The sequence below is a fragment of the Ruegeria sp. AK4 genome (genome assembly GCF_056541025.1).
The window spans coordinates 84,057-105,164 of the sequence record NZ_JBQFXS010000002.1 but is presented as its reverse complement, the minus strand read 5'-3'; the positions used below and the strand labels follow the sequence as shown (position 1 = coordinate 105,164).

Genomic DNA, 21,108 nt, shown 5'->3' with positions numbered 1-21,108 from the left:
CCCCAGGAACAACGCAAAAACGGCGCGCCCCTGGGGCGCGCCGTCTTCGATTTCAATCGGGTGCTTAGCCTTCCAGACCCAGCTTGTGCACATGGATCTCGTTGATCGGATGGCTGTCCGCGCCAACGATCCCCGGGCGCGAGTGCCGGTACAGCGACCGCCAATAGGGCTGGATGACCGTGCCGTCTTCGCGCAGGAAGGTCTCGATCTTCTCCATATGCCCGCGCCGCGTATCCGCATCGGCGATGGCCGAGGCCGCATCCAGCATCGCATCGAACTCATCGCTGGCCAGACCAGTTTCGTTCCAGGCCACGCCTTTCTTGTAGGCCAGCGTCAGCACCTGAACGCCCAGCGGGCGGTGCCCCCAGTCGGTCGAGCTGAACGGGTATTTGTTCCAGTCATTCCAGAACGTGTTGCCCGGCAGTACGGTCCGGCGCACCTTGATCCCTGCGTCGCGAAGCTGCGCCGCCAAAGCGTCAGTCGTGTTCCGGCGCCAGTCGTCGTCGATCGAGATGATCTCATGCTCGAAATCCAGCATGCCCGCCTCTTCCAATAGCGCGCGCGCGCCTTCAGGATCCAGTTCCGGCGCGCCGATATCGGCGTATTCCGGGTGGATCGGGCAAACGTGGTGGTTTTCCGCAATCGTGCCGCGGTTGGCATAGCCCAATTCCAGCAACACATTGTTGTCGCAGGCCATCGCCAGCGCCCGGCGGACCTTTGCGTCGGCATAAGGCGCAACGCCATCCACCTCGGCATCACGGTTGGTGCGCAGCACCAGCGTATTGGCCGAGACGGATTCGCTCTGGTTCCAGCCAATACCTTCGAAAATTTCGACAAATTCGCCGACCGTTTCATAGGTCATGTCGATCTCTTCCGCCTCTGCCGCCGCCAGGTGGGCCGCGCCGTCGGTGCCGTAGTCGATGAACTCGATCCGGTCCAGATAGGCGCCTTCGCCCCACCATTCGTGATCGGTGTTCTTTTCCAGCACGACCTTTTCGCCGACCGCATATTCGACCAGCTTATAAGGGCCGGTGCCAACAGGATCATTGGCCGGATCGCCCGACCAGCCATCCGGCACAATCGCAGCCGGATATTCGGTGACCGCCGGAATGATCGTGATATCGGGCCGCGTCAGGTTCAGCCTCAGCGTCAGATCGTCGACAACTTCCAAAGAACCTTCTGCCGGGCCATCCCCGGCCTCATTCTGCAGCGAACCCATGCGCGCAGCCATCGAGTTGCCTTCCCAGGTGCCATCGCACCAGCGCCCGAAATTATAGGCAACGTCCTGCGCCGTCAGCGTGCCGCGCCCGTCGTTCCAGTTCACACCGGGACGAATGCGCAGCGTGTATTGGGTGGCGTCGTCATTGACCTCCCAGCTTTCCAGCAAGCGCGGCTCGAACGTTCCGTCCGCGTTGTACTGGACCAGGTATTCCAGAAAACCGCGCACCACGTTGCCAAGCTGTGGCCAGTTGTAAAGCGGCGGGTCAAGCTGCGCGCGCACGACCTGCTGGATGCGGATCGTCCCGCCCGGCTGGATATTTCCGGCGGCCCGCGCAGGCTGCGCCAGACCGATCATCGAATAGGCAGCGGATGCCGAAACACCCAGCGCCGTTGCACGGGTCAGAAACTCCCGGCGGCTTAACTTACCGCTCTCAACTTCTTCCACATGCATGTGAACCGCAGGATGGACCTGCTGCGAATTGCTCAGACTCGTCATTTATATCTCCCCAAAATCTGGCCTTGCGGGCTTATTGTACCCGTTTGCCTAAGTTTTGATACAGATTCGATTAAATTTGCAGTAGTTGAATTTTTATGGATGACATTAGCAAAATTAATCGCAGCCTCAGCCGGAACCTGGTCGCACTGCACGCCTTTGACGAGGTCGCGCGCCACGAGAATTTCACCAGCGCGGCTGAGGCGCTCGGGCTGACGCAGTCCTCGATCTCGCAGCGGATCAAGGCGCTGGAAACCGAACTTGGGGTCACGCTGTTCACCCGCGAACACCGGGGCGTGTCGCTGACAATCGAAGGAGTGCGGCTGTTGAACGAGGTCCGGCCAGCCATGGTCCAGATGGGCCTCGCCGTCGGTTCCTTGTTGAATAGAAAGTCAAAACCGAGGGTGCGCATATCGGCGGACTTCGCGTTTTCCACCTTCTGGCTGCTGCCGCGCCTGTCGGTCCTGCGCGAAGAGATCGGGGATGAGATCGAGATCCAGATACTCGCATCCCCGACCCCGCCCGTTGCAGGGGCCGACGATTGCGACATTCAAATCCATGTCGCCCATTATGACCGGATGAAGCCCGGCGATGTGCTTCTGATCGAGGAAAAAGTGGCCGCCGTCGCCAGCCCTCAGCTATTAGCCACAACGGGGCCAATCCAATCTTCTGCCGATTTATTGAACGTCCAGCTTCTGAGCCTGTCTAAGCCGCCCTCGGCAGAATGGCAGACCTGGCAGGGCTGGTTCGAGAAGCTGAGCATCAGCGGCGAGCGCAAAAAGAACTATGTCAGTTTCAACAATTACGACATGGTCACGCAATCTGCGATCGCCGGAGACGGCGTGGCCCTTGGCTGGCTGGGGCTGGTCGACGGTCTGATTCAATCCGGGGCGCTGGTTCAAGTGACCGAGGACGTCGTAGTCAGCGACGCCGGGTATGTGATGTCCTGGGGGCAGACCAATCTGGGCCAGGGGCCCCGAAAGGTGTTTGACTGGATATCACGACAAGTCCGCTTTGCAGATGGCAACCGGACGATGGCGTCCTAACCTGAAACAGGAACGGTCCGTCGCTTCGCGGCAATATCGGTCCAGTTGCGCCCGCCGAATGCGATCAGGGCGATATAGAGCGTGTCCGTCTCAGGTTCGGGGCGGAACACGATGGTCAGGCGATTGCCCACACCGCCATCACGGACCAGCCACCCCGAAAGCCGCCCCTGCAGCCGCATCCCCGACTGCGGGTTCGCCAGGATCGATCGCACCAGCGCATCCACCTCGTCCAGTCGGCGTTGTGCGGCAGCGATATCGCCGTCGGTCACATCGACAATATGATCAGCGATCCCGATCAGATCCCGTTCGACAAACGGGTGGCGAACCAGACGCATCAGGTTCCTGAATTGAGCGAGGTCAGATAGGCCCGTGCCCCGGCCGAGATGTCGGAAACATCCCCGACCGGCTCCCATTTCCCGGTCGGCAGCGACAGGCGGCGCTCAAGCTCTGCCTCCAGCAGCGAATTCTCCCGCTCGCGTGCCGTCTTCGCCTTGGTCAACTCACCGGATACCGCCGCGCTGACATTGGGGTATTCACCCGCCTCGACCAGTTCCTTGGCAAAGGCATAGGCCGCTTCGGTGAAACTGACGGATTGCTTTTGAACAGTCATGGCAATTCTCCGATGGTGCTCCAATAGAATACCAGCCGAACCGGCACAAGGCAATATCGCCCGGTTCGTCCCTTGATGTCCGGGATAACCAGAGTGCCATGGTGGTCCGCGCGGAGGTTCTGTTGCCGCATCAAGCTCAGCATGGAAATCCCGAACCAGTTGTTCGGCGCTCTGCACTTCACTGGCATTTCGCAGTTCCATCATTGAAAACGCATGCATACTAATCCCCTAAATCCAAAAAAGTCAAAATTACATTGGTTACTGGCGCACTCTATAGCTGTATAAAATAACTCCATTTCCTGATAATTTAGCATACGTATTCGATCTACCGATTCGAGGTTCACAATGGCAAAAAAGACAGAGGTTCCCGTAAAGCCCGTGGCAAACCCTGTGGGCACGCAGTCCAAGAACACGCATATCCGGTTTCGCCCGCTGGGGGACGAACATATGCCCTCGGACTTTTCGGTTTCGCTTGAAAACTACCGCCGCGGCGGCACGCGCGAGTTCCTGGACAAAGAGCCCGATCACGCGGTCACCCAGTCCATGCGCGGGTTCGAGCCGCGGTTCAGGAACATCGTCGATTACATCGTCCGGATCACCCACCAGATCTGGGAGGAGAAGGATATCGGATACATCTATGACACCTACAGCCATGATTGCCGGGTGTGGGACGATATCGGCCTGCAATATGGTCGCGACAAGATCGTTGCAGATACCGTTCACACCAACAATGCGATCCCGGATGTTCGGCTGGTCGCGGATGAAGTGATCTGGGCCGGTAACGACGATGTCAGCTTTCACACCTCGCATCGGACGATGATCCTTGGCACCAATACCGGGTATTCGCGGTTCGCCCCTCCGACAAACCGCCCCTTGCGCCTGCTGTGCATTGCCAATTGCGTTGCCCGCGATAACGAGATTTATGACGAGCATGTCGCCTATGACACCGCCGCGCTGATCCAGCAGATGGGGCTGGATGTCGGCGAAACCGCACGCCGCATCGCCTCGCAACGCGCCCATGGGCCGTTTGCGCCGAACTATGCGGCAAGCGACCCCAATCGCATGGACGGTCAAGGCTTCCCCAAGCGCCCTTCAATCCCCGATGTGGTCGATGGGAACGTGCGCGAATTCGTGCATGCGGCGTTCGAAAGCATCTGGAACCGCCGCGACTTTAGCGCCATGGATCGGGTTTACGCACCTGATGTCGTCTTTGAAGGCTCGACCAGCCGGGTCTATCGCGGCGTCGGGCAATTGCGGTCCCATATTATGTCGATGATCGCGATGTTCCCGAATATCCGGATTTCGGTCGATGATATCTATTGGATGGGCAATGCCGAAGACGGCTATCTGGTCTCGGTTCGCTGGGGTGGCGTTGGCGCGCATCGGGGCAATGGGGCCTATGGCGAGCCCACCGGGAAAGAGGCGCATGTCTGGGGCATCACCCAGTGGCAGATCAAGGACAACAAAGTCCTGAAGGAATGGACCGTGTTCAACGAGTTCGGCATTCTGATGCAGATTCTGGGCGACTGACGATTCCACCAGAGGGCAAGCCGCACCCCATTTGGGGTGCGTTTTTGCGCCTATCCCCGCATATGGGGCAGGCGCGCCAGAACGTCCAAACCCTGTTGTTTCCAGAAATGCAGCAGGTCGATGAAAATCCAGTTCTCGGTCAGCTTGTCACCCGAACGGCGATACATGTCGATCACGCGCATGTCGGCCGGTTTGCCGGTGGCCGGCATGCCCATGAAACCGCCTGTGGGTGTGAGGGTCAGGTTGGGCCAGCCGAAAAAGCCGCCGAAACTGCCCTCGGCAATCCGTGCGATGTGTCCGTTGAAGATGCGGTCACCAAACCCCTCGCGGAACGGTCCGGCATGCTGTTTGGCGTATCGCTCGATGGTATAGGTCGCACCGATCCCCGTTGGACCCCACCAGATCATGTCGTCGTTCCAGCTGCGCGGCAGTTCGGTCATCAGCCCCTGCTCTTCGCGGCCCTTCCAGTCGCGGATGTCGTTGATCATAAATTCGATGGCGTCCAGGGTCTTTTGCCCTTCGGTCGGGTCCTGCGGGTCGAACATCACGCCATCATGGGTCATCGGCCCCGGCTGAACCAGCTGCGCGCCGGTTTGCGGCGGGAACGGGTTAAGCCCCGCCTGCATCATCAGATGGGGAATATCGAAGAACATCGCTGTGTCGGTGATCTTGTCACCCTCCACGCGCATGAACTCGGCGTAGCGAAGCATGGCAATCTTGTTCGTCGGGGGAATGTCCAGCCAGGGGTGATCGAACAGGCCCATCAGATGCCCCATCGAGGCCACCCAGGTACCGCCATCGTCCAGCCCGTTTTCGCCCGCCATGAACAGGTCGAGCCGTCGCTGCATGCGCGTCACCGAGGTTTTCAGCGGCACCCAGAACCGGTTCGCGACTTCAACCGGATCGTGAATTTCGTTGAACGGATGGTATCCCCGCCACAGCGCGTCTGGCGCGCAATATTTCTTGAGGGCTTCCACCGGATTTGCGTCGATGGCTGAGTAGTAATCGCGAACAAGCGATTTGGCGGATTGAAGATCGGACATGGGGCGCACGCTGGATAGTGTCATTCGGGAAGGCAGAAAAGAATCCGGCCCGTAAGGCCGGATTCCGATTGGCTGAGATCAGCCCTTTACGGCACCAGCGGTCAGGCCGCTGACGATCTGGCGCTGGAAGAACAGGATCAGGAAGAACAGTGGAACCAACGCACTGACCGCCGCTGCAACAGCGAACATCACGTCTCCGGTTTCGCGCACTGTGCCAAGGAAGCTGTTGATTTTTGGGACCATCGTCTGGTTTTCCGAACTCAGCAAAACCGCACCGATAGCGAAATCATTATAGGCCAGAAGGAAGCTGAACAGCCCCGTGGTGATCACCCCCGGCCACATCACCGGGATGATGACATGGCGAAACGCCTGAAACCGGGTACAGCCGTCGACCATGGCGCTTTCATCCATGTCCTTGGGGATGTTCAGAAAGAACGAATGCAGCATCCACAGGGTAAACGGCTGGTTGATCGCCACCAGAACGATGATGGTGGTACTGAGCCTGCCCCAGATGTTCCACTCAAAAAATGGCAGCAGATAGCCTGAAACCAAAGTCATGTGCGGCATTGCCCGGAAGACAAGCGCCAGCATCAGCAGCCAGAATGCATAGCGATAGCCGGACCGGGCCAACGCATAGCCACCGAGCGTTCCAAGTGTCAGCGAAATTACCACGGTGAAGAACACGACTATCGCGGTGTTGATGCTGTTGCGCCAGAACTCCTGTTCGACCCAGGCCCCCTGGTAACCCGCACTGGTAAAGGCGCTGCCGGTTTCGGCCTTGGTCATCACGCCATAGATCGCGTTGGTCCAGTCTGTCTTGGAAAAGAAGTCAGGCTGAACTTTGAACGACCCCCAAAGTGTCCAGATGAACGGGCCGGCGGCAATGAATATCCACAAGACCACAAAGCTTGTGGTGAACCAGATCAAACCTTTGGAGCGTCTGTCTGCGACGGATGTTGTCATGATCAGGCCCTTTTCCGGTTAAAGTCGCGCCATGTGCGGATCAGCACGGGTGTCAGAAGGATAGCGACGCCTATGATCGTCATGATCGATGAGGCACCGGCAGATCCGAATTGCGGAATGTCGCCGCCGCGCAAGTCGTTGTAGATGATGTACGACAATGAGGTCGCTTTGGCCGAAGCCTGGAACGCCAGAATGGGTTCAAGCATCCGGAAGTTGTCCATCAACTGCATCAACGTGATGAACACGACCAGAGGCATCATGTACGGCACAACCACAAAGCGGATGGCCTGCCAGCGGGTGGCGCCATCAATTTTCGCGGCCTCAAGCGTTTCCTTCGGGACGGTCTGCAACCCGGCGTAAAAGACAATGAAGCTGAACGGGGTCGAACTCCAGATTCCGTAGACGATCAACATGATCCATGTCAGCGGTGCCGAGGCCTTTAGCGAAAGGTTCGGGTCACTGAACATCCACTGCAGCGTCGCGCCGATGATACCGTCGGCATCCACCATCCAGAAAATGATCAGCGCCCCCACCAGCGGCGTCACGATCATGGGCAGCAGAGATACGAAAATAGTCGGTCCCTTCAACAAGCTGGGGACCCTGTTGACCGCAAGCGCTACACCCAGCCCGAACAAGACCACCAGGGGTGTGACAACAAACGTGTAGGTCAACGTAAAGATGAGTGCTTTGTAGAACGGCAGGTTCAACAGCTCTGAGAAGAACGCGCCAAAGGAGTCCGTTTCCGCCCAGGCCACGCCCACTTGTTCAAAGGCAAGGTGTTTGCGGTTCGTATACGTGCGCAGACCGTTGAACCGGCCTAAGGGGGCTTCTTCCTGCAGGGCTGCCGTTGCCTCAGTATCAACCTGCAGAACCGTTTCGCATTTGAACGGTCCGCAATTTTCCACCTCGACCATGATCTGTTCGTGTTCGACAAACAAAGACTGGATAGCAACCGACACGGTAGGCAGCGCAATAAACAGGATCATTGCGGCCAGCGATGGCAGTATGAACCAGAAGAACGTGCGATGTTTCATAGACCAACACCTGTGTCAGCTTCGCGATTGGGTGACCCGGGGCGGACCTGACCGCCCCGGGTGTTCTTCAGAGGCAATCCTCAGAGGTAACCGGCTTCTTTTGCCGCTGCGATATATGCCGCTTCGATATCCGCCAGCGTCTGCTCAGCGCTTTCGTTGCCCTGCAGGAAGTCCGGCAGTTCTTCGAAAAACGCCTGATGCAGCAGGCCCATATAGGGCAGCATCGGGTATGGCTCGGCCCCGCCTGTTGCGGTTTCAGCCACGCCAACCGCCGCCGGGCCCGGCTTGTACGAATCCATCAGCCAGACCGCCGCGTCGTTGTTCGATTCGACCATCTGGGGCGAAATGCCATTCATCATGGCAATAAAGGTCGCCTCGGCATCTTCGTCCGAGATGTTCTTGGAGATGGTGAAACCGTCCCACCAAAGGGTGGAGGAAGGGGTGTCGCCACCCGCAACGGTCGGCGCACCGGCCAGAACGGTGTTTTCCGCAACACCTTCCGCCGCGCCTTCACCGCCCAGCAGTTCACCACCGCTCGAGCCCCAAAGCTGCGCAATCGCCAGATCGCCCGATTTCCAGATCGGCACCACGGTCGCGGTGTTGTAGGTCAGGAAGTCCGGGTTCGACAGCGACACCAGGTCTTTCATCATGTTCAGCGTCGCAACACCCGTTTCGTTGTTGATCGCCGGTTCCGCCGTGCCGGGTTTGAAAAACTCGCCCCCGTGGCCCAGATACATGTTCACGAACTCTTCGCCCAGGTTCCAGTCAGACATGCTGAGGAACGCAAAGGGATGATCCATGAGACCGGCATCCTTGATCGCCTTGCCGGTTTCGACCACCTCTTCCCAGGTCGCAGGCACGGGCTTGCCGACCTGATCCAGAATGTCCTGACGCACGAACAGGTGCTGCGCGTTTGCCATGAAGGCGATGGCCATGATCTTGCCGTCGATGGTGATCAGCTGGTTCTTGCCAAGCGCCTGACCGTGTTTGGCGACCAGATCATCCAGCGGGCGGATCAGACCTTCGTTCAGCAGCGGCACGATCGAAGAGTTCGCAACAATGACCGAGGTATATTCAGCCGGGTTCGCCGTCAGCGCCTGAACGGTGATGTTGCGGAAATCCTTGTTGTGGTTGGCTGCAACCGTCACGCCGCCAGTGCATTCAGCCGCCGTGGACGTGATCGCCTTGAGTGCCGGGAAGTCATTGGCCAGCACGTTGACGTTGCCGCTGGCAATCTCGCACTCGGCATAGGCGGCAGTGGCCATCAGAGCCGCAACCGCACCGGCAGCGAAGTTTTTAACTAGATTCATCGTTAGGGATCCTCCGGTTGGTAACTGAGCAGGTGCCAACCTGCTAAGTCCTTTGTTTTTTCGGCGTCGCTTCGCCATTTATGCATTCGCATTCATCATTATGCCAATTTATCTCCACATGACAAGCTAATCCTTATTGGTGTTGATTTTTCTTAATATTACGCAGTTCATGGCTTAATACGGCCTATTTCACGGGCGTGAATCACATGAACCCCGCAACTTCCGCTTGCTATTCAGCCGAATCTTTTGCATGTTTTTTGCGAACGCATGCAAACTGTGGGGTATCCATGGCGGAGATTCAGCTCAAGAACATTTCAAAGCGGTGGGGGTCCTTTGTGGGCGTGCACAACTTTGATCTGACAATCGCGGATAAAGAGTTTCTGGTTCTGCTCGGCCCCTCCGGCTGCGGCAAGACGACGACGATGCGGATGATCGCCGGGCTGGAGGATATCAGCGAAGGTGAGATCACAATTGACGGCCAGGTCGTGAATGATCTGGACCCCAAGGATCGCGATGTCGCGATGGTGTTTCAAAGCTATGCGCTCTATCCGAATCTGGATGTCTACGAGAATATCCGCTTCCCCCTGAAGGTGCGCAAAACCGATCCTGCAACCCATGACGAGCGTGTCAGACGTGCGGCTGAAATGGTTGAGCTGACCGAATTCATGCACCGCCGTCCCGCGGAATTGTCAGGGGGTCAGCGTCAGCGCGTCGCTCTGGCGCGCGCCATCGTGCGCGAGCCCAATGTGTTCCTGATGGATGAGCCCCTGTCAAACCTCGATGCCAAGCTGCGGGTTTCGACGCGCCATCAGATCAAGAACCTCAGCCATGAATTGCAGGTCACGACGATCTACGTGACCCATGACCAGATCGAGGCGATGACACTGGCCGACCGGGTCGTCGTGATGAGCAAGGGCGTGGTGCAGCAGGTCGGGACACCGACAGATATCTATGACACGCCAGCGAATACCTTTGTTGCCAGCTTCATCGGAAGCCCCGCGATGAACCTGCTGGAGGGCGAAGTGTCCGGCGGCGTGTTCACCGGCGAAAACGTTCGAATCGAAGGCCTTCAGACCTCGCATCAGGGCGCTGTGACCCTCGGGTTCCGCGCCGAGGACGCGAGCATCAGCCCAGAGGGCTCTTCTGCGGCCCCGCTCTATTCGCTTGAACTGCTTGGCGACGCAACGATCGTTACTCTGAAACTGGGCGGCACCATTGCCTCGGTCCGCGCGGGCAAAGAGTACCGGGCCGAGATCGGGACGCGGGTGGCGGTCGATATCCCCTCGTCCGTCTGCCACCTGTTTGACGCCAAAACCGGCGAACGGCTGGACTGACGTCAGCGCATCGCAAGTCGCCCTTGCGATCGAAATATGCATTTACCGAAGGCATGAAGAAAGGATTGCCATGAAAGGGTCTCGTCCTGAACAAGCGGTTCTCAGCCGCGACACGGATCTGAGCAAGACCGCCGAGACACAGGCCGTCATCGAAGGCATGGTCGATGGCCTGAACGATCACCGCATCAGCGATATCGGTGAGTTCTTCTCGGAAGGTTTCCGTTGGATGGGCAACACCGGATGCGGCACCAAGACCGGGCTGCAAGAGTTTCAGGACAACTGGCAACGCCCGTTTCAGGCGGCGTTTTCCGACAAGGTCTGCGTTGATGAAGCCCGCCTTTACATGGGCGAATGGGCCGCAGCCTTTGGTCGGCAGGAGGCAACGCATTCGGGCGAATTCATGGGCATCGCCCCGACTGGCAAGCGCGTCGATATCCGATACATGGACTTCTGGAAAGTTGTCGACGGCAAGATCGTGGACAATTGGGTGATGGTCGATTTCCCGCATGTGCTGGCGCAGCTGGGCCACGATGTGTTCGGCGGCAAAGGCTGGGAAACCTACGACCGGGGCGAGGCGACACCGCCAATGCCCGGCGGAGGCGTGTAATGGCCGCCGTTCTGGACTTGGTGAAAGACATGGAAAATGCACTCGGGCGATCCGAAACCGACATGTCGCGCTGGTTTCACGAGGATTTTGTGTGGGATGGCAATGCCGGATGTGGCCGCAAATCCGGACTGCAAGAGTTCCGGACCGGTTGGCAGAAACCCTTCCGCGCGGCATTCGGGGATCGTCGCTTTGACACACAGTTATGGCTTGAAGATGGCGACTGGGCAGCCTGTATCGGCACCTGTCACGCCACCCATTCCGGCGATTTCATGGGTCTTGCGACGACGGACCGTCCGCTGAGCATCCCTTATGTGGATTTCTGGCAGGTCCGGGACGGTCGCATTGCCTACAACAAGGTGGATGTCGATCTGGCGAGCGTTGCCGCGCAGCTCGGCTGGGATGTGTTTGACGGGCACGGCTGGGACCGGCTTGATCCGCCCGTGGAGCGCCTGTGGCGCGGTCAGGCGGGCCAGGGCGCGACCGCCAGGCCGCTGGACGTCGTCCAGGCGATGGAGGCCGCGCTGCAGCGCATCGAAGTGGATGTTTCAGACTATTTCCACCCCGACTTCGTCTGGGATGCGAATTATGGCTGTGGCTTGAAACACGGTCTGACCGAATTCGAGAACGGCTGGTATCTGCCCTTCCGCCAATACTTCGGCAACCATGACTTCAGGACCGAACATTTCATGCAGGACGGCGACTGGGCTGCCTGCTTTGGCGCCTGTCACGCGACGCTGGAACAGGACTTCATGGGCATACCCGCCAAGGGGCAGCCCATCCGTATTCCATATATCGATTTCTGGCGCATCGAAGGCTCGAAAATAGCCGAGAACATCGTGCGCGTCGATTTTGCAAATGTTGTGAAGCAACTGGGTGGCGACGTCTTTCAAGGGAAAGGCTGGGAATGATCACTTGGCAACGCAACCAACTTCCGATCGTTAGGAGACGAACATGTCGATCCAATATCTGAAACGCGGTAAATCTGACGCGGACCGGGCTGAGGACGACGCCAAGACCCGCGCCGTGGTGGAAGCCACGCTGAAAGATATCGAAACCCGCGGCGATGCCGCCGTGCGCGAGCTGAGCGAGAAGTTCGACAGTTACTCGCCCGCCTCATTCCGCCTGTCGCAGGCCGAGATCGACGATCTGATGAGCCAGCTGACCGAGCGCGAACTGGCGGACATCAAGTTCGCTCAGGCCCAGGTCCGCAACTTTGCGCAGGCGCAGCGGGACTCGATGCTGGATATCGAGGTTGAAACCCTGCCCGGCGTGATTCTGGGCCACAAGAACATCCCCGTGCAGTCCGTCGGGTGCTATGTGCCGGGCGGCAAGTTCCCGATGGTGGCGTCGGCGCATATGTCCGTGGCCACGGCCTCGGTCGCCGGTGTGCCGCGGATCATCGCCTGTACCCCTCCGTTTCAGGGTAAGCCCAACCCGGCTGTGATCGCGGCCATGCATCTGGGCGGTGCGCATGAGATCTATGTGATGGGCGGCATTCAAGCCATCGGCGCAATGGCACTGGGGACCGAGACCATCGACCCCGTGCATATGCTGGTCGGCCCCGGCAACGCCTTTGTGGCCGAGGCCAAGCGTCAGCTCTTTGGCCGTGTCGGCATCGACCTGTTCGCCGGTCCCACCGAGACGATGGTGATCGCCGATGAAACCGCCGCTGATGCCGAGCTGTGCGCCACCGATCTGCTGGGTCAGGCCGAGCATGGTTACAACAGCCCCTGCGTATTGCTGACCAACTCGCACAAACTGGCCGAGGAAACCCTGTCCGAGGTCGACCGTCTGCTGGGCATCCTGCCGACTGCGGGCACCGCGAAAGTATCCTGGGACGAATATGGCGAGGTGATCGTCTGCGACACCTATGACGAGATGCTGCAGGTGGCCGATGACATCGCATCCGAGCATGTGCAGGTCATGACCGACCGCGATGACTGGTTCCTTGAGAACATGACCTGCTACGGCGCGCTGTTCCTGGGGCCGCGCACCAATGTTTCGAACGGGGACAAGGTGATCGGCACCAACCACACGCTGCCAACGAAAAAGGCGGGGCGGTATACCGGCGGGCTTTGGGTTGGCAAATACCTGAAAACGCACAGCTATCAGAAGGTTTTGACCGATGAGGCCGCGACGCTGATCGGCGAATATGGCTCGCGCCTGTGCCTGCTGGAAGGTTTTGTGGGCCATGCCGAGCAGTGCAACGTTCGTGTGCGTCGGTATGGCGGCATTAACGTCCCCTATGGTGCCCCCGCACCTTATCGGGACGCTGCCGAATAGGGGGCTTTGCCCCCGGCTTTCAGCCTCCCCCAGAGTATTTGGAAAAAGATGAAGACTGATACGCATACCCGGAACAAGGCCGCGATTTCGCCGCTGCGCGCGGCAATGTATGATTTCGACGAGGGGGACGTGCGTAAGGCGCTGGCTGAGGTCAGCATCCCCGATGCGCTGTTCCGGCTGTGCCATCCCTTTGGGGACAGCGTCGGCGGCGATGCTTTTTTCGAAACGGCATATAGGGGTCTGCTGTCCGCGTGGCCCGATCTGGAACGCCGCGACTACATCGTCATGGCCGGGCCGGACGGACAGGGCGCAGATTGGGTGGGCTGCGGCGGGTATTACACCGGCACTTTCTGCGGGCCGTGGTTGGATATCCCGCCAACCGGGCATCAGGTGACCATGCGGTTCCATGAGTTCTTTCGGTTCGAAAACGGCAAAGTGGTCGAGATGCAGGCGCTGTGGGACATCCCCGAAGTGATGATGCAGGCCAATGCCTGGCCGATGGCCCCCAGCCTTGGCCGCGAATGGCATGTGCCGGGTCCGGCGACGCAGGACGGTTTTGTGCCGGGGCCCTATGATGCGGCTAGGGGACGGGCGAGTTGTCAGCACATCGTCGACATGCTGGACCATCTGAAAAAGCACCCGTCCGAAGGTGGCCCCGAGGTGATGGAGATGGAGCGGTTCTGGCATCCGCGCATGAACTGGTACGGCCCCTCGGGGATCGGCACCGGGCGCGGGATCGCGGGTTTTCGCAACTGGCACCAGATTCCGTTTCTGAGCGGCATGCCGGATCGCGGGCAGTATGTGGATGAGATCACCTATCATTTCTTCGGCGATGGCGATTATGCCGCTGTCACCGGATGGCCCAACATGATCCAGACGGTCACCGATGACGGCTGGATGGGCATCGCGCCCTCGGGCAAGCGGATCACCATGCTCAGTCTTGATTTCTGGCGGCTCGAGGATGGCAAGATCCGCGAAAACTGGGTTCTGGTTGATCTTCTGGATGCATACCGGCAGCTTGGCGTTGACGTTTTTGCCCGGCTGAGGGAATTCAACAAGGCCCGCGTTCCGGGCCGTGTGCCTTTCCCCGTAGGAGATCCCTAATGAAGCTGCCCCCTGCCCCCTCGTTCAGCTTAAGCGGCAAACGCGCGCTTGTGACCGGCGCGTCCTCTGGCATCGGGCTGGCCTGTGCCACCGCGCTGGCCAGCCATGGGGCGCAGGTGACCGTGGCGGCGCGACGGGCAGACAAGCTGGCCGAGGTGGTGGGCGCCTTTGCGGAGCAGGGTTGGACAGCCACGCAGCTTGTGCTGGACGTGGCCGATATCGCCGCAACCGAGGCTGCGGTCGATGCCGCCGGCCCGTTCGACATTCTGATCAACTCGGCGGGTCTGGCCCGTCACAGCCCGGCACTGGACACCACCGAGACCGATTTCGACGCGGTCAGCGATCTGAACTTCAAAGGCGCCTATTTCCTGACCCGCGCCGTGGCGCGCGGTTTGATTGCGGCCGAAAAGCCCGGCAGCCTGATCAACATTACCAGCCAGATGGGTCAGGTTGGCGGCATCGACCGGGCCGTCTATTGCGGCACGAAACACGCAGTCGAAGGCTTTACCAAGTCGATGGCGATCGAATGGGGGCCGCATGGCATCCGGGTGAACGCGCTTGCGCCAACTTTCATCCGCACGCCCCTGGCCGAACAGACGCTGGCGATCCCCGAACGGCGCGCCTGGATCGAAGATAAAATCAAGCTGGGCCGCGTGGGCGAGTTGGAAGACATCACGGGAGCTGCGGTCTTTCTGGCCTCGGACGCGGCAAGCCTTGTCACCGGCACATCGCTGCTGGTCGATGGCGGATGGACGGCAGACTGATGGCGGAAAAAGTCACATCCTTCGACGTTGCCCGCCTTGCCGGGGTCAGCCAGTCGGCGGTCAGCCGGGTGTTCACGCCGGGCGCATCGGCCTCGGCCGCGACGCGCAAGAAGGTCAGGAAAGCAGCGGAAGATCTGGGCTATCGCCCCAACACTCTGGCCCGGGCAATGATCACCGGCAGAAGCCGGATCATCGGCTTGGTCGTGGCCTATCTGGAAAACCAGTTCTACCCGATGGCGCTGGAGTATCTGGACCGGGCTTTGAAAGAGCGCGGCTATCATATTCTCCTGTTCATGGCGAAGGACGACGATGGGGTCGACCAGATCGTCGAAGAGTTGATGTCGTTTCAAGTGGACGGGATCATCACCGCCTCGGTCGCGATGTCGGGCGATATTGCCAAACGGTGCGAAGATGCGGGCATACCGGTGGTCATGTTCAACCGGGGCCAGGAAACCGGCAATCTGGCGCGGGTGACATCGGACAACGTTCAGGGCGGTCGCACGGTTGCCCATTTCCTTGCCAGAAGCGGCCACAGGAAAATCGCCCATATCTCGGGCTGGCAGGGGTCTTCGACAGGTCTGGACCGGATGAGCGGGTTTGTCGATGGTCTGAAGGATCACGGGCTGGAACCCGTCGCCATCGAAGACGGGATGTACAATCAGGAAACCGCATCGGCCATTGCGCGCGCGCTGTGCAGTTCCTCGGACCGGCCCGATGCGATCTTTGTCGGCAACGATCACATGGCCTTTGCCGTGATGGACACGCTCAGGTTCGAACTGGGCCTGTCCGTTCCCGACGATGTCAGCATCGTGGGGTATGACGATGTGCCAATTGCCGCCTGGCCTGTCTATGACCTGACGACCATCAGACAGCCGATCAACAAGATGGTCGCCGCCACCGTCGATGTCCTCTTGTCCCGCATCGAGGATGGCGCGGCCTCGGAAAGTATTCTCATCCCCGGCCCCTTGAAAATGCGGGGGTCGGCGCGAAAACCAAAAGGCTTCACTCCATGACTTACGCCGAAAAGTGGAAAGACTTTCCCGATTATATCCTCGGGATCACCAAAGAGATCTGGGAGGATCGCGGCACCGAGACGCTCAACCGTTATTATGCGCCGCAGATTCCGGTGCGTACGCCGATGGGGGTCAGCCATGGCAATCAGGGCGTGATCGCCGCAACCATGGCTACCTGCCATGAATTCCCCGACCGTCAGCTTTTTGGCGAGGATGTGATCTGGTCCTATTCGGATGCGCATGGCCACCTGTCATCTCACCGCTTGCTGACCACGGCGACGCATCTGCAGGACGGGCAGTTCGGCAAGGCCAGCGGCAAGAAATGGGTGGTCCGCGTGATCGCCGATTGTGCCGCCAGGGGCGAGACGATCTATGACGAATGGCTGGTCCGCGACTATGGCGGGCTGGTCCGCCAACTGGGCCATGAGCCCGAGGATTTCACCCGCGATCTGATCGCCTCAGAAGGTGGCCCGGACAAGGCAGCGCGCCCCTTCACCCCCGAGATCGATGTTGATGGCGGCTATCACGGCACCGGCAACGACAATGAATGGGGTGCGCGTTACGCCGACACGCTGACGCGGATCATGAACAAGGATTTCAACCATATTCTGGCGGACTATGATCGCGCGGTCATTGGTGAATATGCCGGTTCGAAACAGGCGATCGGGCGCGAAGAGGTCAGTAATTTCTGGATCGGTTTGCGGTCCTCGTTCCCGAGCGCGGACCTCAAGATCCACCATCAGGTAGGCAATGACGGCGAAATGATGTCCCCGCGCGCCTCGGTCCGTTGGTCGCTGGATGGGACCCATGACGGATGGGGGGCCTTCGGAAGACCGACCGGGGCTAAGGTGCACGTGATGGGAATGTCCCATGCCGAGTTCGGCCCGTGGGGGCTGCGCCGTGAATTCAGCTTGTATGACGAGGTGGCGATCTGGAAACAGATTCTGCTGCAAACCGGGGACGTCTGAATGACGCAACGGGTTTCATATCTGGATGCCAGTCAGGCGGCGCGGCGCTTTCACGCGCATCGCGCCAGCCTGCGGGCACGGCGGCTGAACAACCGCCCTCCCGGGGCCGGGGTTTAAACCAATCCCCCAAACCCCAAAGGAGACCGTAACATGAGCACCATCCAAGACCGCATCGTTCGCTATGGCGAGCTTCGGCCCTGCAAAACCGCCTTTATCGATGCCCACACGCCTGGTTCCGACCAGAAGGAGAACTTTACCATCATCGGCGGCGGCGTGTCGGAAAGCCCCGATCAGCATGTCCACATCACCGACAAGATCGGCTTCAACATCGGCGCGGCGGGGCAACCGCCGAAATGCCGCAACTCTTTGCACAGCCACACCACAGCCGAGGTGTTTTTTGTCGCCAAGGGCCGCTGGCGGTTCTTCTGGGGCCGGTATGGCACCGCAGGTGAGTTCATCGCCGAGGAAGGCGACATCTTCAACATTCCCACCGGCATCTTCCGTGGCTTTGAAAATGTCGGTCAGGACTACGGCATGATCATGTCGATCCTCGGCGGCGACGATGCGGGCGGCGGTGTCACATGGGCACCGCAAGTGATCGAGGATGCGCAGGCCCATGGTTTGATGCTGGGCAACAACGGCGTGCTCTACGACAGCAAGAAGGGCGAGGAACTGCCCCACAACGTGCAACCCATGCCCCTATTGACCGAAGACGAGCTGAAAGCCTATCCCGAAGTTCCGGTCGAGGATGTGGTCGGCAAATATGTCGCCCGATATTGGGACCTGATGGCGCTGGCCGCCAACAAGCCCGCTGTGGTGATCGGCGAAAACGGCATGATCAGGGACAAACCGGGGTTCGAGGTCGATTTCCTTACGCGCGGCTCCAGCGTGGATGCCCCAATCCAAGCGGCCAAACCCGTGGTTCTGATGCCGGCCAGCGGCTATTGGCGCATCGCCATCAACGACGTGGTGGTCACCCTGTCCATCGGCGACACCGCATTGGTTCTGCCCGGCGAACACTACAGCGTGGCACCATCGATGACCGGTCAGGCCGGCCTCTATCGGATCACCGCCACTGACGACCCTGCGGGCGCGACCTGGACCGGCGATTGATCAAACCGGCGATGGCCGGGGCAGACCCCGGCCGCCGTCAGAAAAAGACCAAGGAGACAAGGATGACCCGAGTTCAAACGACCCATGTGGGCAGCCTGCCCCGCACGCAAGAGGTGGTGGACTTCATCTTTGCCCGCGAGCGCGAGGAACTCTTTGACGAGGCTGCTTTCGATGCCTGCATGACCGCAGCGGTTTCAGAAACCGTCAGACAGCAAAAAGACGCTGGCATCGACATCGTCTCGGATGGCGAGACCTCGAAGATCAGCTATGCGACCTATGTCAAGGATCGCTACACCGGGTTTTCCGGCGACAGCCCCCGCAATGCGCCTGCCGATCTGAAGATGTTCCCCAGCTTTCTGCAACGTCTGGCAGATGCGGGCGGCACGCCGCAATACGCGCGCCCCATGTGCACGGGTGAGGTCCGGTCCAAAGGGCAGGACGAGTTGCAAAAGGACATCGCCAACCTGAAAGCGGCAATGAAGGAACACGGGGTCGCGCGCGGCTTCATGAACGCCGCCAGCCCCGGCGTGATCTCTCTGTTCCTGCAAAACGATTACTACACATCGCGCGAGGCGTATCTGGCCGCACTGGCCGACGCGATGAAGGAAGAATACGAAACCATCGTGGCCGCCGGTCTGGACGTGCAACTGGACTGCCCCGACCTCGCCCTGTCGCGCCACATGCTGTTCACCGACCTGTCGGATGAGGAATTCATCAAGGTCGCTCAGATGCATGTGGACGCTTTGAACCACGCATTGTCGGATGTGCCGCAGGACCGGGTGCGGGTGCATATCTGCTGGGGCAATTACGAAGGCCCACATCTGTGCGACATCCCCATGGCCAAGATGTTCGACACGCTGATGGCCACCAAATCGCGCTATGTGCTGTTCGAAACATCGAACCCCCGCCACGGGCATGAATGGACCGTCTTCCGCGACCGCAAATCGGATATCCCCGACGACAAGGTTCTGGTACCCGGCGTCGTCGACACGACCACCAATTTCGTCGAACACCCCGATCTGGTGGCACAGCGCATCGCGCGCTTTACCGACATCGTTGGCAACGAACGCGTGATCGCAGGCAGCGATTGCGGTTTTGGCACTTTCGCCGGGTTCGGGGCTGTGGACCCCTCGATTGCCTATGCCAAGCTCGCGGCGCTGTCTGACGGGGCCGCATCCGTGTCGGAGGGTTAGATGACCCCCCTGATATTGCTGCCGGGGATGATGTGCGATGCCAGACTGTTTGCACCTCAGATCGAGGCATTTTCAGCGGGACGATCCGTCTCGGTGCCAAAGCTGTCGGGCAGAGAGACCATGGGCGGGTTGGCGGCACAGATTCTGGCCAGCGCGCCGGAACGGTTCGCTTTGGGCGGGCTCTCGATGGGCGGGATCGTTGCGATGGAGATTGCCCGGCAAGCCCCCAACCGTGTGGCTGGACTGGCCCTGCTCGACACGAACCCGCTGGCGGAACTGCCCGACTTACAGGCCCGCCGTGCCCCTCAGATGGAACGCGCAAGCCGCGGAGAACTGGACAGCGTGATGCGCGACGAGATGAAGCCCAACTACCTTGGCGACACGGAAAATCGGGCCGAGATCCTGGACCTGTGCATGGACATGGCGCTGAGCCTGGGCCCCGAGGTGTTTTGCCAGCAATCCATTGCCCTGCGCGACAGGCCGGATCAGACCGACAACCTGCGCCGGTTCGGCAATCCGGCGCTGGCCTTGTGCGGGCGCGAGGACAAGCTGTGCCCGATATCTCGGCACGAGCTGATGCATGATCTGTTGCCCCGCTCGGAACTTGTGATCATCGACGGGGCCGGGCATCTGCCAACCCTTGAAAAGCCCGTAGAAACCACTCAGGCGCTGCGCCACTGGCTCAAGGAAATTGACAATGAATGAAGACCTGCTGACCCTGTTGAAATCGGTCGACACTCCCACCGTCTGCAACGCCATCGAAGTCGCTCAGGGCGGGCGCGGCTTTGACCGGTTCACGCGCGGAACGGTGCTGTGCAGCGACCCGGATGTCGGGGCCATCGTCGGCTATGCCAGAACTGCAAAGATCGCTGCGGTCGAATCGCCGACAGAACCGGCGGATGTGATCAAGGCCCGCCGCATGGACTATTACCGCCACATGTCCAAAGGCCCCCGCCCCGGTATCGCGGTGGTCGAAGATGTCGACGGCGAGAATGCTATCGGCGCCTATTGGGGTGAGATCAACACGACCGTCCACAAGGGCTTTGGCCTGTCCGGAGCGCTGACCAACGGCGTGATGCGCGATCTTGGCGACCTGCCCGAGGGGTTCCCGGTCATCGCCGGATCCGTCGGCCCCAGCCACGCCTTTGTCCATGTGCGCGAGATCGGAACGCCTGTCACCGTGTTTGGCATGCAGGTTGAAGACGGCGATCTGATCCACGCCGACCGGCACGGCGCTTTGGTCATCCCGGCAGGTGACATTCCCAAACTGGCCAATGCGATCCGCAAGCTGCTTGAGACCGAAAAGCTGGTGCTGGAGCCCGCCCGCGCCAAGGGCTTCGACTTCGCCGCCTTCGAAGCCGCCTGGACCGCCTTCGAAAAAGCCCGCACCTGATGGTCAAAAATTCCGGTGAACCGGTTCCCGGAGCGATTGGAAACACAGCGCGGAAATCTCAAGGTCCAACGCAGGCCCGATCCGGC

Annotated in this window: 21 protein-coding genes; 14 read left to right on the top strand and 7 right to left on the bottom strand. The window is 59.8% G+C overall.

Annotated features, from left to right (window positions below):
• Nucleotides 1–64: 64 nt before the first annotated feature.
• Nucleotides 65–1,717: an ABC transporter substrate-binding protein gene (locus ACR0EZ_RS04480; protein ID WP_480611405.1), complete on the bottom strand. Its 1,653-nt coding sequence runs from the start codon at nt 1,715–1,717 to the stop codon at nt 65–67.
• A 95-nt stretch (nt 1,718–1,812) separates the two neighbouring features.
• Between ACR0EZ_RS04480 and ACR0EZ_RS04475 the strand changes: the two genes are divergently transcribed.
• Entirely contained in the window at nt 1,813–2,760 is a 948-nt protein-coding gene (locus ACR0EZ_RS04475; protein ID WP_480611403.1) for a LysR family transcriptional regulator, read from the top strand.
• Here ACR0EZ_RS04475 and ACR0EZ_RS04470 read toward each other — a convergent pair.
• Both ACR0EZ_RS04470 and ACR0EZ_RS04465 read right to left on the bottom strand, forming a co-directional pair.
• On the bottom strand, nt 2,757–3,095 hold the full coding sequence (locus ACR0EZ_RS04470) for a type II toxin-antitoxin system RelE/ParE family toxin (protein WP_480611401.1): 339 nt from the start codon (nt 3,093–3,095) through the stop codon (nt 2,757–2,759). The genes ACR0EZ_RS04475 and ACR0EZ_RS04470 overlap by 4 nt on opposite strands.
• On the bottom strand, nt 3,095–3,370 hold the full coding sequence (locus tag ACR0EZ_RS04465; protein WP_480611399.1) for a hypothetical protein: 276 nt from the start codon (nt 3,368–3,370) through the stop codon (nt 3,095–3,097). Before ACR0EZ_RS04465 ends, ACR0EZ_RS04470 begins: the two co-directional genes overlap by 1 nt.
• 345 nt (nt 3,371–3,715) lie before the next feature.
• Between ACR0EZ_RS04465 and ACR0EZ_RS04460 the strand changes: the two genes are divergently transcribed.
• Nucleotides 3,716–4,900, top strand: coding sequence for a nuclear transport factor 2 family protein (locus ACR0EZ_RS04460; protein WP_480611397.1), 1,185 nt, complete (start codon nt 3,716–3,718; stop codon nt 4,898–4,900).
• A gap of 50 nt (nt 4,901–4,950) precedes the next feature.
• Here ACR0EZ_RS04460 and ACR0EZ_RS04455 read toward each other — a convergent pair whose 3' ends face one another.
• The 4 genes from ACR0EZ_RS04455 to ACR0EZ_RS04440 form a co-directional block, all read right to left on the bottom strand.
• The gene (locus tag ACR0EZ_RS04455) at nt 4,951–5,943 is read right to left on the bottom strand and encodes a nuclear transport factor 2 family protein (RefSeq protein ID WP_480611395.1); all 993 of its coding nucleotides are present in this window, start codon (nt 5,941–5,943) and stop codon (nt 4,951–4,953) included.
• A gap of 78 nt (nt 5,944–6,021) precedes the next feature.
• Nucleotides 6,022–6,906: a carbohydrate ABC transporter permease gene (locus ACR0EZ_RS04450; protein WP_480611393.1), complete on the bottom strand. Its 885-nt coding sequence runs from the start codon at nt 6,904–6,906 to the stop codon at nt 6,022–6,024.
• 2 nt (nt 6,907–6,908) lie between these two features.
• Nucleotides 6,909–7,940: a carbohydrate ABC transporter permease gene (locus ACR0EZ_RS04445; protein ID WP_480611391.1), complete on the bottom strand. Its 1,032-nt coding sequence runs from the start codon at nt 7,938–7,940 to the stop codon at nt 6,909–6,911.
• Between the two features lie 80 nt (nt 7,941–8,020).
• Complete coding sequence (locus ACR0EZ_RS04440) at nt 8,021–9,250, bottom strand: ABC transporter substrate-binding protein (RefSeq protein ID WP_480611389.1); 1,230 nt, start codon at nt 9,248–9,250, stop codon at nt 8,021–8,023.
• A gap of 287 nt (nt 9,251–9,537) precedes the next feature.
• On the opposite strand from ACR0EZ_RS04440, the gene ACR0EZ_RS04435 reads away from it, so the two are divergent.
• The 12 genes from ACR0EZ_RS04435 (at nt 9,538) to ACR0EZ_RS04380 (ending at nt 21,022) form a co-directional block, all read left to right on the top strand.
• The gene (locus ACR0EZ_RS04435; RefSeq protein ID WP_480611387.1) at nt 9,538–10,584 is read left to right on the top strand and encodes an ABC transporter ATP-binding protein; all 1,047 of its coding nucleotides are present in this window, start codon (nt 9,538–9,540) and stop codon (nt 10,582–10,584) included.
• Between the two features lie 70 nt (nt 10,585–10,654).
• Complete coding sequence (locus tag ACR0EZ_RS04430; RefSeq protein WP_480611385.1) at nt 10,655–11,191, top strand: ester cyclase; 537 nt, start codon at nt 10,655–10,657, stop codon at nt 11,189–11,191.
• Complete coding sequence (locus ACR0EZ_RS04425; protein WP_480611383.1) at nt 11,191–12,099, top strand: ester cyclase; 909 nt, start codon at nt 11,191–11,193, stop codon at nt 12,097–12,099. The genes ACR0EZ_RS04430 and ACR0EZ_RS04425 overlap by 1 nt, the downstream gene beginning before the upstream one ends.
• A gap of 43 nt (nt 12,100–12,142) precedes the next feature.
• A complete protein-coding gene (gene hisD, locus ACR0EZ_RS04420; protein WP_480611381.1) occupies nt 12,143–13,474 on the top strand; it encodes a histidinol dehydrogenase in 1,332 nt (443 codons plus the stop codon).
• Nucleotides 13,475–13,522: 48 nt separating this feature from the next.
• On the top strand, nt 13,523–14,578 hold the full coding sequence (locus tag ACR0EZ_RS04415) for an ester cyclase (RefSeq protein WP_480611379.1): 1,056 nt from the start codon (nt 13,523–13,525) through the stop codon (nt 14,576–14,578).
• Nucleotides 14,578–15,342, top strand: a complete 765-nt coding sequence (locus ACR0EZ_RS04410) for an SDR family NAD(P)-dependent oxidoreductase (RefSeq protein WP_480611377.1) — start codon at nt 14,578–14,580, stop codon at nt 15,340–15,342. Before ACR0EZ_RS04415 ends, ACR0EZ_RS04410 begins: the two co-directional genes overlap by 1 nt.
• Nucleotides 15,327–16,355: a LacI family DNA-binding transcriptional regulator gene (locus ACR0EZ_RS04405; protein ID WP_480611375.1), complete on the top strand. Its 1,029-nt coding sequence runs from the start codon at nt 15,327–15,329 to the stop codon at nt 16,353–16,355. The genes ACR0EZ_RS04410 and ACR0EZ_RS04405 overlap by 16 nt, the downstream gene beginning before the upstream one ends.
• A complete protein-coding gene (locus tag ACR0EZ_RS04400) occupies nt 16,352–17,323 on the top strand; it encodes a nuclear transport factor 2 family protein (protein ID WP_480611373.1) in 972 nt (323 codons plus the stop codon). Before ACR0EZ_RS04405 ends, ACR0EZ_RS04400 begins: the two co-directional genes overlap by 4 nt.
• Before the next feature lie 150 nt (nt 17,324–17,473).
• Entirely contained in the window at nt 17,474–18,436 is a 963-nt protein-coding gene (locus ACR0EZ_RS04395) for a cupin domain-containing protein (protein WP_480611371.1), read from the top strand.
• Nucleotides 18,437–18,498: 62 nt separating this feature from the next.
• Nucleotides 18,499–19,629: a cobalamin-independent methionine synthase II family protein gene (locus tag ACR0EZ_RS04390; protein WP_480611369.1), complete on the top strand. Its 1,131-nt coding sequence runs from the start codon at nt 18,499–18,501 to the stop codon at nt 19,627–19,629.
• Nucleotides 19,630–20,334, top strand: coding sequence for an alpha/beta fold hydrolase (locus tag ACR0EZ_RS04385; RefSeq protein WP_480611368.1), 705 nt, complete (start codon nt 19,630–19,632; stop codon nt 20,332–20,334).
• Nucleotides 20,327–21,022, top strand: coding sequence for an RraA family protein (locus ACR0EZ_RS04380; protein ID WP_480611366.1), 696 nt, complete (start codon nt 20,327–20,329; stop codon nt 21,020–21,022). The genes ACR0EZ_RS04385 and ACR0EZ_RS04380 overlap by 8 nt, the downstream gene beginning before the upstream one ends.
• Nucleotides 21,023–21,108 lie beyond the last annotated feature (86 nt).